This is a genomic window from Paenibacillus sanguinis 2301083 = DSM 16941 (assembly GCF_000374825.1).
Classification (GTDB): domain Bacteria; phylum Bacillota; class Bacilli; order Paenibacillales; family Paenibacillaceae; genus Fontibacillus; species Fontibacillus sanguinis.
Window position 1 is genome coordinate 32995 of the sequence record NZ_KB895391.1, and the last position, 14204, is coordinate 47198.

Annotated in this window: 11 protein-coding genes; 10 read left to right on the forward strand and 1 reads right to left on the reverse strand. The window is 50.1% G+C overall.

The window, feature by feature from the left end:
- Nucleotides 1–63 precede the first annotated feature (63 nt).
- The 3 genes from C557_RS0119040 to C557_RS0119050 all read left to right on the forward strand — a co-directional run bounded on the left by C557_RS0119040 (nt 64) and on the right by C557_RS0119050 (nt 3025).
- Nucleotides 64–933 (forward strand): inositol monophosphatase family protein, encoded by an 870-nt coding sequence (locus C557_RS0119040; RefSeq protein ID WP_018753466.1) that lies wholly within the window; start codon nt 64–66, stop codon nt 931–933.
- 227 nt (nt 934–1160) lie between these two features.
- Nucleotides 1161–1799: a GntR family transcriptional regulator gene (locus C557_RS0119045; RefSeq protein WP_154656282.1), complete on the forward strand. Its 639-nt coding sequence runs from the start codon at nt 1161–1163 to the stop codon at nt 1797–1799.
- Between the two features lie 47 nt (nt 1800–1846).
- The gene (locus C557_RS0119050; protein ID WP_018753468.1) at nt 1847–3025 is read left to right on the forward strand and encodes a helix-turn-helix domain-containing protein; all 1179 of its coding nucleotides are present in this window, start codon (nt 1847–1849) and stop codon (nt 3023–3025) included.
- A 51-nt stretch (nt 3026–3076) separates the two neighbouring features.
- Here C557_RS0119050 and C557_RS0119055 read toward each other — a convergent pair whose 3' ends face one another.
- Entirely contained in the window at nt 3077–3979 is a 903-nt protein-coding gene (locus tag C557_RS0119055) for an RraA family protein (RefSeq protein ID WP_018753469.1), read from the reverse strand.
- A 307-nt stretch (nt 3980–4286) separates the two neighbouring features.
- On the opposite strand from C557_RS0119055, the gene C557_RS0119060 reads away from it, so the two are divergent.
- From C557_RS0119060 to pgmB, 7 genes are all read left to right on the forward strand, one after another.
- Nucleotides 4287–5165, forward strand: a complete 879-nt coding sequence (locus C557_RS0119060; RefSeq protein ID WP_018753470.1) for a carbohydrate ABC transporter permease — start codon at nt 4287–4289, stop codon at nt 5163–5165.
- A complete protein-coding gene (locus C557_RS0119065) occupies nt 5166–6005 on the forward strand; it encodes a carbohydrate ABC transporter permease (RefSeq protein ID WP_018753471.1) in 840 nt (279 codons plus the stop codon).
- 22 nt (nt 6006–6027) lie between these two features.
- Nucleotides 6028–7335, forward strand: a complete 1308-nt coding sequence (locus C557_RS0119070; protein ID WP_018753472.1) for an ABC transporter substrate-binding protein — start codon at nt 6028–6030, stop codon at nt 7333–7335.
- 13 nt (nt 7336–7348) lie between these two features.
- Entirely contained in the window at nt 7349–8332 is a 984-nt protein-coding gene (locus C557_RS0119075; RefSeq protein WP_018753473.1) for a mannonate dehydratase, read from the forward strand.
- A 242-nt stretch (nt 8333–8574) separates the two neighbouring features.
- Nucleotides 8575–10878 carry a glycoside hydrolase family 65 protein gene (locus C557_RS0119080; RefSeq protein ID WP_018753474.1) on the forward strand — a complete coding sequence of 768 codons (2304 nt, stop codon included), beginning with the start codon at nt 8575–8577 and terminating at the stop codon, nt 10876–10878.
- Nucleotides 10875–13262, forward strand: a complete 2388-nt coding sequence (locus C557_RS0119085) for a glycosyl hydrolase family 65 domain-containing protein (protein ID WP_018753475.1) — start codon at nt 10875–10877, stop codon at nt 13260–13262. Before C557_RS0119080 ends, C557_RS0119085 begins: the two co-directional genes overlap by 4 nt.
- Nucleotides 13263–13511: 249 nt before the next feature.
- Complete coding sequence (gene pgmB, locus C557_RS23815; RefSeq protein WP_018753476.1) at nt 13512–14189, forward strand: beta-phosphoglucomutase; 678 nt, start codon at nt 13512–13514, stop codon at nt 14187–14189.
- Nucleotides 14190–14204 lie beyond the last annotated feature (15 nt).

Sequence of the window (14204 nt, forward strand, 5' to 3'; positions counted from 1 at the left end):
GGCGTATAGTTTTTAAGGGGTTGTTCAAAAAGGGATAGATTAACAGTTTACGAGGAAAGTAGAGTGAATCGATTGGAATCAAATCTGAAAGTTCCATATGTAGTAGGAAGTAAAAGCCCCACAGCGGTTGCGATCAACAGTGCCTCAAAGGCCGGGGAATGGATCAAGAGCCGACTGGGCACAATTCATGACCTGAATACGAAGCAATCCCCCCATGATCTGGTGACGGATGTGGATAAAGGTGCGGAGGCCATGATCCGCAAGCTGATTTTGACGCATTTTCCGGATCATGCCATCCTTGGAGAGGAAGGGGTTGCTCCCGGAGCGGCAGCTTCGGCCGCAGCGCTGAGCCAGGCGAGCACATCCGATTATCTGTGGATTGTCGACCCGATGGATGGAACGACCAATTTCGTACATGGTTTTCCGTTCTTCTGTGTCTCGATTGCGCTCGCCTATAAGGGCGAGGTCATCATAGGTGTCATCTATGATCCGATGTGCGATGAGATGTTTGTAGCGGAGAAGGGCAAGGGGGCTTATCTTCATGGACGGCGTACCCGGGTATCTGCGGAGGCTTCTCTTTCTGACAGCCTGGTCGCTGTAGGCTTTAACCCGGAGCAGGAATTTGCCTTGCCAATGAATATGCGGGGACTTAATGCCTTATCCGGGAAGGTGCGCAGCTTGCGCGCTTCCGGCTCTGCAGCCCTGCATCTGGCTTATGTTGCTGCCGGTCGACTCAGCGGTTATTATGAGGTGGGCCTGAATGTATGGGATGTCGCCGCCGGGGCTTTGATGGTGCAGGAATCGGGAGGCAAGGTTACTGACACGGCTGGACAGCCTTACCATCTGGGCACGCGTCATTTGATTGCCAGCAATGGCATCATTCATCAGGAGCTGCAGGAGACCATTCAGGAAGCAGAAGCCACGGGTCTGTAGCCTGGGGAATAACATAGTCAGCTTCATATTGACCCGTCATAAGCGGGTCAGACGTGGAAGGCGGGATTCGTACCAAAAGACGGATGCCGCCTTTGCTATGCATGGAAGGATATCGGTGTCAGGTCAGAGCTGCCAAAGATATGAAAATCCCTCTTGATGAAAGCGTAAACATTTGGTAGTATAATTACATATTCTCGATTATCGATAATCTAAGAGGTGAATGAAGCTTGCCAAGTAAAATAATGATTTCTCCGTCAATCAGTGAGCAGGTGTATCAGCACATTAAGGAGGATATTCTATCAGGCGTCTATACACCGGGGGACCGTCTGCTGGTGCTGGAGCTGGCCAACCGATTTCAAGTGAGTCAGGCTCCGGTAAGAGAAGCTTTGGAGCGTTTGAAATTTGATGAGCTGATTATCGGTTCTCCCAATAAGGGATCGGTAGTGTCTAACATATCAGCTAAGGAGATTCGGGACATTTTTGAATTACGGGAGCTGATTGAGGGCTATGCGATTCGTAAAGCATTGCCCAAGCTTGGTGAAGATGATTTTGATTATATGAAGCGTATGGTTGAGCTTATGGATGTAGCCATTCAGGAGCGAAACATGGTGGATATTCTCAAATGGGATTTAAATTTCCACGGTCACCTATACAACCGTTGTGGCAATCAGATGACGATTGACATGTGGAAGCGGATGAAGATGAAGATGAAGCATTTTATGGCGATCTCACTCAAGATTAATACTACAGATGAAATGATCAGAGAGCATTACGATCTGCTGGATTGCTTGAAGGCTGGCGATCCCGATGCGACGGAGCAGCGGTTCATCGCTCATATGCAGGCGTACAAGGTTCTGGCTATATAGAGGCAGGCTCAATTGATGACATTGCGTTCAAACGGGGGGATTTCCTGGTGGACATTAATCAGCTTAGTGAATTCAGTATAGAGATTCAGCGTATGATAAGTCAACGCTTTCTTGCTGATTTGTTAGGAAAAACGGCTTGGGAAGGGCTGCGTCTGGTAAACAACAGGGATATATTTTGCATTCCCGAGCCCTGCCGCAGCGATGTGGCCATCGCGCTAATTGATACCCATGCTTCGACTCGTCGATCCTATGAGGATAATTCAATTCGTCAGGCTGCCTATACCTATTTGCAGGAGCAATATGGTCATCGGCATGTGCTCTTGCGTACAGAGGAAGGCATGATGATCTGCTTGTTCCCCTCCTCTGATCGTTTGCTGTGGACAAATATTTATGAAGAACTCCGGCTTCGCTTCCCCCTGCCTCTCAGCATCGGTGTAGGGCTTGGCTGTGAGGACCTATCCTCAATACGCGAATCCTATGACCAGGCGCTGCAAGTGCTGCGTGAGAAGTTCATCAAAGGCTTTGGAGTTTACTATTATAATACTCAGCTTAACTACAACCAGCAGGCTGAATATCCAAGCGCGTCCGAGAAAGCTATACTTGAACAATTTTTCAACCATGATTGCGATCCGGAGGCGATCATCTCCCAAGTACACTCCTTCTACAGTACATTATACAAGGGGGGTGTGCTAGAGGTAGAAACGGTCTACTCCGTGACGTTGCGGCTGCTGGTGTCAATTGAGCAAAGCGTCTACGGAACGCTCAAATCCGAAGCCTTTCCGGGCCTTCCGTTGTTTGATATTACCCAGGCTGGCCTATTGACGGAACTCGAAGCCCGGGTCACTGAACTTATCCTGAAGCTTCACCAAATCTACACGCAATGGAAGCCTCAGAATGATCAGGATATCGTGAATCAGGCCATCTTATACATGAAGAATGACTTGGCGGGCGCAACACTGCAAAATATCGGCTCCAAGGTGTTTGTGACACCAAACTATTTGAGCCTCCTGTTTAAGAATCGCACAGGCAAAACCTTTATCGACACCTTGACGGATTTGAGGATGGAGGAGGCCAAGCGGCAAATCAGGACCTCGCACAGGCGGTATGCCGAGATATCACGGCTGGTGGGATATCAGGACCCGCGCTATTTCGGCAAGCTGTTCAAACAAAGGGTAGGGATGACGCCCAGTGAATATAAGGAGCAGTTTATGGCTGCTTATGCTTGAGCATGGAGGACCGGATTATTTTTCCGGTCCTTTGTTTGCATGTCCTTTTGACTATTCTCTGACCCGCGGGCCTTGATTCGGCTGAGCCTCTTGCTCACGAGCCTCCTTCAGCTCCTGCTCCCAGCTCAGATGACTATAATTGCGAGCTTGCTCGTCCGCAGCAAACCACTCCAGGAAATCATTCCAGATCGGTACAGTCCAAGGGGAATCGATTTGCGCCGTGGTATAGGTACCGTCACGCAAGCGGCTAAAGCCAAAAATATCTCGGACCTGCGATTTTTCTGCATCAATGACCATCTGCTCGGCCAGATGTGGCGGAATGAAGATAACTCCTTCAGGGGTGCCAAATACAATATCTCCCGGGAGGCAAATCGCGTTGCCAATCCGACATGGCACGTTCATCCCGCTCATAACCACATCGCCAATAGCGGTAGGATCATAACCCCGGTAATACACATTGATATCTGTGATCTGCTCGACTTGGGCATTATCCCGAATTCCCCCCCAGATTACGGCTCCGCCTTGCTTGGTACGGGTCGAGATCGCTGTGCACAGGTTGCCTCCCACATAAGTCCCCAAATGAATCTTATCAAACATGTCGACAACGACGATATCATTCTCTTCAAGTACATCAATTACCCACTGGTTATAAAAACCGCTGCGTCCTTCCTCGGCTCCTACAGCAAGCAAATTTTCATGAAGATCAGGACGGGTAGGCACCATGACGGCTGTGACGGCCCGGCCTACCATAATTTGCTTCGGATGAATGATCTTGAAGCCCCCTTCAAACTGGAAGCGATATTGGTTGTTCCAGAGCGGTCCCCAGGCCTCCTCCATGGTCAGCCTCTTGATACGCTTCAATATGTCGTCGGATACTTTTGGCCTGCCATTCTCATAGCGTTCCCCGGTCCATTTTGCAGTCCACTTCAAAATGTCTTCTTTACGGTCAAACATAATATCCACCTTTCCAGAACAATATGATATGGGTGTTCCTCACCATCATAACGAGCGGGTAACGGCAGGTCTATCCGCAGAACTTATACTCTTTGAAGAGCAAAAACATAAAAAGCCCCCTCATTCTTACAAAATAAAGTCAAATATAAATATTATGTAAAATTTAATGATAACGCTGTCATAAGTAGTGTAAAATCATCGTCTTCCATCATATATTTGTCTGCTATGAAGGCTTTACACCGGGTGATATATTTATTGGCAAGTAGCGCTGCATAACCAACAAAAGGAATTGAGGTGTTGATCTTGGATGAATAAAAATAATAATATCGCTGGCTATTTGTTCATCTCTCCATGGCTGCTTGGTTTCCTTCTGTTATCACTTTGGCCCATCCTGCAATCCTTCTATTTGTCTTTCACGGACTATTCACTGCTGGAGGCACCGCAGTGGGTTGGGCTGGATAATTACCGCGGCATCTTTGGAGATTCTTTATTTTACAAATCACTAGCGGTCACCTTTACCTTTGTTTTTGTATCCGTCCCGCTGAAGCTGGCCTTTTCTCTGCTTGTGGCGATGCTGCTGAATGGAAACCTTCGGGGCATGAATCTTTATCGTACAGCCTTCTATTTTCCTTCCTTAATCGGGGGCAGCATTGCCGTATCTGTTCTGTGGCGAAATATGTTTGGCATGGACGGGTACGTCAACAAGCTCTTGAGCTGGATCGGCATTGAAGGCATCGGCTGGATTTCCCATCCGGATACCGCGTTAAGCACCTTGATTTTGCTGAATGTGTGGCAATTCGGATCAACGATGGTCATTTTCCTGGCCGGTTTGAAGCAGATTCCTCGAGAGCTGTATGAATCAGCCAATGTGGACGGTGCTAATGCCTTTCGACGGTTTTTCAGCATTACACTGCCGATGCTGTCCCCGGTTATGTTCTTTAACCTGATTCTCGGGATGATTAACTCTTTTCAAATGTTCACCTCGGCCTTCATCATTACCAAGGGAGGCCCGGCTAATGCAACCTATACCTATGCGTTATTTCTTTATGAAAAGGCTTTCGATCAGTTCCAGATGGGTTATGCCTCCGCATTGGCCTGGATTTTGCTCATCATTATTGCTGTCTTTACGTTAATTAACTTTATGTTTTCCAAGCACTGGGTGTTTTACGAATCGGAGGGTCGATAAATGCTTCAGTCCAAGCCTCTCTTCAAAAGCACGATAACACATATAGTGATGATCGCGGCCTCTCTACTGATGCTGTATCCTGTTTTTTGGTGGATTGGCGCTTCGCTAAAAGATGCATCAGAGATGGGGCTGGCAACGATCTGGCCCAAGCAGCCAATTTGGGACAATTACATCAAAGGCTGGCATTTTTCTCGCGACTATACCTTTGCTACCTTTTTCAAGAACACATTATGGATGGAGCTATGGAATGTCATTGGCGCTATTATTAGCAGCTCACTGGTAGCCTTTGGATTTGCCAGAGTCAAGTTTGCAGGCAGCAAATTATGGTTTTCTATATTGCTGTTGACGATGATGCTGCCCGGGCAAGTAACCTTAATACCGCAATACATCCTGTATAACCGGCTTGAGCTGGTAGATAGCTATATTCCGCTTGTTTTGCCACATTTTCTAGGCGGAGGCGCATTTTTTGTATTCCTGGTGGTGCAATTTATCCGCGGCATTCCGCGTGAGCTGGATGAGGCGGCCACGATTGACGGGAACTCTACTTTCGGCATTTATTATCGCATTATTTTACCGCTGATTGTACCGGCTTTGGTGAATGTAGCGATTTTCACCTTTATCTGGAGCTGGGATGATTTTATGTCGCAGATTTTGTACTTGAATTCGATTCATAAATACACGGTGGGTCTGGCGCTTCGCATGTTTGTTGATCAATTCGATATCCAGTGGGGTCAACTGCTGGCGATGTCATTATTATCTGTATTGCCCTCTGCCGTGATCTTCATGTTCGCACAGAAATATTTCGTAGAAGGCATTGCTACAACGGGCATTAAAGGTTAATTATCCAAGGGGGATGAGACAAATGAAGGCAGCTTCCAAAAAGCTGACGGGTTCTATGTTCTTAGTAATTTTGGCTTTTGCTATGCTCCTTACAGCCTGCGGTGGTTCAGACAAGGCAGAGGGCGGTGATGCAGGTGGAAAAGAGAAGGGAACGGAGCTGGGGATCATGTGGTGGGGCTCTCAGGAGCGTCATGACGCGACGCTTGAGGCGATGGACCTCTACAGCAGCGAGCATCCGAATATAACTTTCACCCCGCAGTATACCGACTGGGAGGGATACTGGAAGAAGCTTCCTACCCTTGCAGCTTCACAATCCTTGCCTGATATATTACAAATGGATGCCGCGTATATGCAGGAATATGCCAGCCGCAATGTCCTGGCGGAGCTGTCGGACAGCGATTTGGCAGAAATTATCGATAAGGATTTGCTTGAGCTGTCCAAAATTAACGGTAAGCTGTATGGCATCCCGCTTAGCTACAATGGAACAGGGCTTGCGTATAACAAGACGGAGCTGGAGGAGGCCGGAATTACCTTGCCGGTAAAGGATTGGACTTGGGAACAGTTCTTCGAGTTTGCACTAGAGGCCCGAGAGAAGCTGCCGGACGGAAAATATGGAATCGGGGATTATACACCGATTTGGGATTGGTATCAGGCTTATCAAATGTCCTACGACAAAGGGCCCTTGTTTAAAAACGGAACGGAGCTGAATATTGATAAAGAGCTGTGGTTCAAATTTCAGCAAACTTACGCTGATTTCCGTGAGCAAAACGTAGTTCCAGACCCGCAAACTATGCTGTCTTTGGTAGAGAATGATCCGGTGACAGATCCGATTGTATCCGGCAAAATTATGACCCGGGGTGTGCCCGTCGGCTCGGTGGGGGCCTTGAACAGCATGATGCCCGGCAAGCTGGCGCTTGTCAACAATCCGGTAGGTCCGGCCGGGGGAGGTTGGGCCCAATCGACCATGTATTGGTCGCTGAGTGCCAATTCCGACAACAAGGAGCAATCGCTGGAATTTCTCAAATGGCTGGTGAACGATCTTGAATCTGGCAAGCTGCTAAAAACAACTCGCGGTATTCCGATTAATGAAAGCGTATTCGATGCAATCAAGGGCGAGCTTACGGAAGGTGAGCTTATGGGGGTTGAGCTGTACGACATAGCTATTGATAAGGCCTTGCCATTCTCCCCGGCTCCATCCGGCTGGTCGGATTTTATCAAGACCTATGAGGATACCATGACAGAGGTTATGTTTAATAAGATTTCATTGGAAAAGGCATACGAAATTATTGTTAAAAAGGGAGAGGAAACGACGAAAAGCTTGTCCAGATAAGGAGCTGAAGAGAATGCAGGTGGCAGAGGCTTATTTTTTCCATGATTATGAATGCGAATTATGGTCTTTGGCTAAACAGATGGGGATTACTGACGCTGTAGTTCCGCTGACTTCATTAACTGAGGGGAATGCCTGGGAATACGATAACCTGGCCCGGATTCAGCAAATGTATGCGAAAGGGGGGCTGCGGGTAACCGTTATTGAAAGCATGCCGCCTTCCAACAAGATCAAGCTTGGCTTGCCGGGAAGAGATGAGGAAATCGCTTATTTCCAGACTTTAATTAGAGGGATGGGCAAGCTGGGGATACCGGTGCTTTGCTATAATTTTATGGCCGAATTTGGTTGGTTTCGTTCGGCCTTGGATATACCCACTCGCGGCGGAGCTCTGGTATCGGGCTACGATCACAAGCAAATGGAACAGGAGCCGCTGACCGCACATGGACATGTAAGCGAAGAGACGTTGTGGAGCAATCTTCAGTATTTTATGGAACGGGTCGTTCCCGTTGCGGAAGAGGCCAAGGTTAAGCTGGCGCTGCATCCTGATGATCCTCCGATCTCGCCTATTCGCGGCATTTCAAGAATATTGCGCAATGCTGATGCGCTGCAGCGGGCGATTGATCTGGTGCCCAGCCCCTATAATGGGATTACCTTTTGTCAAGGCACGCTGGCTACAGCGGGTGATGATATTCCCAAGGCGATTCGGCAATTTGGCAGGCAGGATAAAATATTTTTTGTGCATTTTCGCGATGTTAGCGGAACTGCGGACAAGTTTCATGAGACCTTTCATGATGACGGCAAGACCGATATGTTTGCAGCGATGAAAACCTACTATGAAATCGGATATAACGGACCGGTCCGTGCGGATCATGTACCGACGATGGCTGGAGAGAAAAATGAATTTCCCGGCTATGAAATCATGGGGCGCTTATTCGGCAACGGGTATATGCTCGGGCTGATGGAGGCTGCAGGTTATAAACGATATGGCATAAGCTGGTGATGTTACTGACTTGGGTCTATGGCTTACCCGATAGGGGGGCCAAGTATTGTGCTTGACAGGGTCGCCCCGCAATGGGGCGGCCCTATTCGACTATTCCGTATGATTACACATAAGTTGCTTATTCCTGGACATTTGGAGAAGTGAGAGGGTTCGGTAAGCTGGAGGGGAGTGGCTTTGCTTATTTCACGTTGCAGCAAGCCAGGCCAAATAAGAGGGGATGAAACAGAAGGAGAGGGTGGAGCATGCCGAAAATTGCGGATAAATATTTGCAGGTCAATCCTTGGAAGGTTGTGGAGGAAGGCTTTGATGCTGAACGCAATCGGGTGAGTGAGTCGATTTTTTCCTTGGGCAATGAATATATGGGGGTTAGAGGTTACCCGGAGGAAGGGTATAGCGGGGATACGCTATTGGGCAGCTACTTCAATGGTTTATTTGAGGAGAGCCCGGTTACGGCCCACTATAAAGGAATTATTAAATCGCTGCGCTTTATGGTCAATGCGGTGGATTGGCTGCATACGCGGATTACGCTGGATGGCAAAACTTTGGATTTGGCGAAGAGCAAATTCAGTGGCTTCCGGAGGGAAGTAGATTTTCGTACAGGGATTTACACTCGGGAGTTTGTCTGGCATTCGGCTGGCGGTAAGGATCTTAGACTTACGTTTGAGCGTCTGGTTAGTATGAAGGTATCCCATTTGGGAGCGCAGCGAATCACCTTGGAGCCGCTGAATTTTTCAGGCACGGTGAGCGTGCGTACCGGCCTGGATTTGGCCGTGCTTCATGAGGATCAGGGGCGTCGCTATTGGCAGGTTCGGAAGCAAGGGGAAGCATCTGGTGAAATTGCCGGATTGCTTGGCGAGACCGCGAACACAGGCAATCGGCTGTTCTCTGCATTTCGGGTAGAAGCTGGCGAAGCGCTTGAGAGCAAGCTGGTGAAGGACGAGAGCTACATTGGCCGGGAACTGGTATTGGCCCTGGAGCAAGGAACAGCAACCCGAATTGACAAGCTTGTTGTTAATGTGGCGGAAAAGGACCACACCAAGAGCACGGATGAGCTCTGGCAAAGGGGAATGGAGATAGCGGTCAAACATGTCCATAGGGGATATGAGGCGGTTGCTGCTGAGCAGCGCAGCTACTGGGAGCAGGTATGGGCCGATTCCGACATTGCAATTGAGGGAGATCCTGAGAACCAGCAAGGCATTCGCTTTTGCATTTTCCAATTGTATCAGACCTATCATGGGGACAACCCCGGATTCAATATTGGAGCGAAGGGGCTGACCGGGGAGGCTTATCGTGGTTTGGCCTTCTGGGATACGGAATCCTACTGTCTGCCGTTCTATATCTTTAACAATCCGAAGGCGGCGAGAAGTCTGTTGGAGTTCCGCTACAAGTCGTTGCCCGAAGCTTTGAAGCGAGCCAAGGAGCTTGATTGCGAGGGGGCCTTCTACCCGATTGCCACCATCGATGGGACGGAAAGCTGCGATCTGTGGCAGCATTCCAACCTGCAATTGCATGTCGGCACAGCGGTGGCTTACGGATTACGTCATTATGCGAGAACTACGGGGGATACGGCGTTTCTGTATGAGAAAGGGGCAGAGATGCTCATCCAGATCAGCCGATTTTACGCGACTCGTGGGCAGTGGGGTTCGCAAACGGGGCTTTATGGCTACTACGGCGTCATGGGTCCCGATGAGTTTCAATTGATGGTCAACAATAACTGCTACATCAATTTTATGGCCAAGAAGCTGTTCGAGTACACGCTGGAGGTGCTGGAGTCGATGCGGACGGAGGCCACCGAGGCTTATCGGGAATTGGAGGCACGTCTGGAATTGACCGCAGAAGAGCAGGAGGACTGGCGGAATAAGGCTCAGCATATGAAAATACCGCAGGATAAGCGGACGGGGGTCTATGAGGAGCATGACGGTTTCTTTGACCTGCCGCATCTGGATATCCACGCTATTCCAGTCACGGAGTTCCCTTTGTATTCGCATTGGTCGTATGATCGCTTGTACCGCTATGATATGATCAAGCAGCCCGATGTGCTGATGTTCATGTTTCTCTATAGCAGCGAATTCACCGCCCGGGAGAAGCAGGTTAACTATGATTATTATGAGCCGCGCTGTATTCATGAGTCTTCTCTGTCTCCCTCCATTCACTCGATCCTGGCGGCAGAAATTGGACGTTCCGATGAAGCATACCGCTTCTTTGAGTTTGCTACACGTCTGGATTTGGACAATTACAACCGGAACACGCGGGAAGGGCTGCATACGACTTCCATTGCCGCAGCGTGGATGAACATCGTGTATGGCTTTGGCGGCATGCGCTCGGACGGGGAACAGCTCATGCTGAATCCAAGCATTCCGGCGCGTTGGGACAGCTACAGCTTCCCGGTGACATACCGCGGTATCAAGCTGCTGGTCAAGGTTACTCAGGAAAGCGTGTCTATTGAGGCATCCGGTGGAACGGTGGAAATTATGCTGTATGGAGAGGTCTGTGTGATTGACGAAGCGGGCATGCAGGGGCCTGTGCGGAAGGCGGTTGTCTCATGAGCTGGATCGTGAAGGAGAGCGGGTTTGACCCGCAGCGGATTGCGATGAACGGCAACAAGTTCATGACCGGGAATGGAGCCTTGGGAATTCGGGGAACCCTGGAGGAATTCGGAAAAGAAGAGCTGACAGCTACGATCATCGCCGGGCTATATGATCAGGTTGGCGACCAGTGGCGGGAGCCGGTAAATGCGCCCAATGGCTTAATGACAAAGCTGCATTGGAACGGCGTTCCGCTTAGTGTGCTGGAGGCGAAGGCGGGTCAGGTAGAACTGCCCCAACATGAGCAGTCGCTGGATATCTTCCACGCTGTACATCGCCGCAAGTCGGTATTCAGCACACCGGATGGCGCCCAAGTGACGGTGTTCTCGGAGCGTTGGTGCAGCGCGGCACGGCTTGACTTGATCGTTCAGCGTTTTACTGTACAAAGCAGCCGTGAGGGAGAACTCGTGATCAATACGGGGATTGATGGCGAGGTATGGGACATTAACGGGCCGCATTTGGAGCGGCTGGTGAGCGAGGTGAACCGAGAGACAAATACAAGTCAAAGCAAGGGCTTAAACTCGGTAAAGGTAGGGCATACGGATTCAAATAAAACGGATAATCTATTAACGCTGACCGGCTGGACGCATGAGCTGAATGTTCCGGTCACTACCGCGGCAGCGCTGGAAGGTAGCACGATGCCAGAAGGCTTTGGAGAGCAGTGGGAGCTGCAAAGGGAAGGCAACTCCATCTCGCAAATTATTCGTTTACATGTTTCGGCTGAAACGCCGTATACTTGGGTCAAATACGTATCCGTGGTCGCCGGATCAGTCGGGGGGACCGGGGAAGTACAGCCAAGCTCCGTCCAGGCGGCGGTATCCTCCATCCGCGAAGCGCAGCAGCTTGGCTATGACAGGCTCTATCAAGAGCATGCCGAGCAGTGGGAGCGGAAGTGGTCTGCCTCCGATATCGTGATCGAGGGCGATGAAGAAGCTCAGTTGGCGCTTCGCTATAGCATGTATCAATTGCATATTATTGCCCCGGACCGCTCAGAGAAGGTGTCGATTCCGGCGCGCGGGTTATCCGGCCAGGTCTATAAGGGCGCAGTGTTCTGGGACACTGAAATGTTCATGCTTCCGTTCTTCCTGTACACTCGGCCAGAGGTAGCGAGGAATTTGCTGATGTACCGGGTGCACACGCTGGACGGAGCCCGGCGCAAGGCGGCGGAATATGGCTATGAAGGGGCGTTCTATGCCTGGGAGAGTCAGGAGACAGGGGATGACGCTTGTACACTGTTTAACGTGAACGACGTGTTTACCGGACGTCCGATGCGGACCTTTTTCCGGGATAAGCAGGTGCATATCAGTGCTGATGTCGCTTGCGGGATATGGCAGTATTACGTCTTTACTGGCGATGAAAGTATCTTGCTGGATGGCGGGGCGGAAGTCGTATGGGAGTGCGCCAGATTCTTCTATTCTTACGCTTACTTTAATCCCTCCAAGCAACAGTACGAAATTCTTGACGTGACTGGACCTGACGAATACCATGAGCGTGTGAACAATAATGCCTTTACAAACCGGCTGGTCAAGGAGACTTTGCGCATTGCTATAGATGTGATGGCATTGCTGCAAAAACATGATTCCCGCACATATGACCGCCTGCTGGCAGAGGGTTCAATTCGTCCCGAGCATATTCAGGATATGCATGACGGCTTATATGTGCCGCAGCCCGATCCGGCTAGTGGAATTATCGAGCAATTTGATGGATACTTTACCCTGGAGGACGTTGCGCTCCCTGAGCTAAAGGCACGGATGATCAATCCCCATGAATATCTGGGGGGAGGCAACGGACTGGCTACGACAACCCAAATTCTCAAGCAGGCGGATGTAGTGCTGATGCTGCATTTGTATAAGGATGAGTATGCTCAGGCGATCAAGCAGGCCAATTGGGAGTTCTATGAACCGCGGACAGAGCACGGTTCAAGTCTAAGTTCCTGTGTCTATGCCCTGGTAGCTGCCGATATTGGTTCACCAGATTGGGCTTACCCCTACTTTCTGAAGACGGCGACCATTGATTTGACCGGGGAATCAAAGCAATACGTCGGAGATTTGTATATCGGCGGGACGCATACGGCTGCTAATGGCGGAGCCTGGATGGCGGCGGTGTTGGGCTTTGCCGGATTGCGCTACGATGGCGTTAAGGCTACCTTGAAGCCTGCGTTGCCTTCCGCATGGCAGGCTGTCGAGTTCCCAGTTCGGCTGCGCGAAGGAGCCTACCGGGTACGCGTTGGACGTGAGAATGTTTTGATATGTTCCGAGGCAGATAATACTGGAGCTGCGCGATTTGTCATTGGTGAACAGGAATTGGCCGTGATGCCGGGACAACAAGTGAGTCTATCTATTTAATGAGCCTAAAAAGGCTCAATCTAAAAATCAGTGCTTGATAAAAGACAGCTATAGAACGGAGGGTCGTAGGGATTCTGGAGAAACGAAGTGGTCGCCTTTGTGAGTGGATTGCTACCTTCATAAGAATTTATTGAATCAGGAAAATCCAGGAACAACAGCGATTGGAAGAACCCAATGGACCCGTAGAGCCTCATTGTTAGCATGTCAAGCACTGATTTTGGTGTTGAGCCTAAAAAAGGAGAGGATAACATGCTGCAAACGATGAAGGGAGCCATCTTTGATCTCGACGGTGTAATTGTGGATACGGCCAAATACCATTACCTCGCCTGGCGTGCGCTGGCAGAGCGACTAGGCTTCGAGTTCACCGAAGCCGATAACGAACGCCTTAAGGGAGTCAGCCGAATGGAGTCCTTGCGCATTTTGCTGGAAGTAGGAGGCGTAACGGCCACGGAAGCGGAACGCGAGAAAATGGCCGAGATGAAGAATAATGAATATGTTGATTATATTTCCAGGCTGGAGCCGTCAGAAATATTGCCGGGAGCCAGGGAATATTTGCTGGAGCTGCGGGAGCAGGGGGTGAAGATTGCGCTAGGCTCGGCCAGCAAGAATGCCGCCTTCATTCTGGCGCGGCTTGGAATCAGCGATCTGTTCGACGCGGTGATCGATGGCACGAAGGTATCCAAGGCGAAGCCGGACCCCGAGGTATTCCTCGCGGCCAGCGCAGCCTTGGGGCTTCCGCCCTCCGAGTGCGTCGTATTCGAGGATGCAGAGGCTGGGGTACAGGCCGGGCAAGCCGCCGGCTGCCGCGTCGTTGGCATCGGCAATCCCGCCATTCTGGGGGCCGCCGACCTGGTTGTAAGTGGCCTGAATGAGCTAACTAGCCAGTCCATTAGCAAGGCTAGAAACCAGGGGACATACAATAACTGAAGATAATTAGAAAGG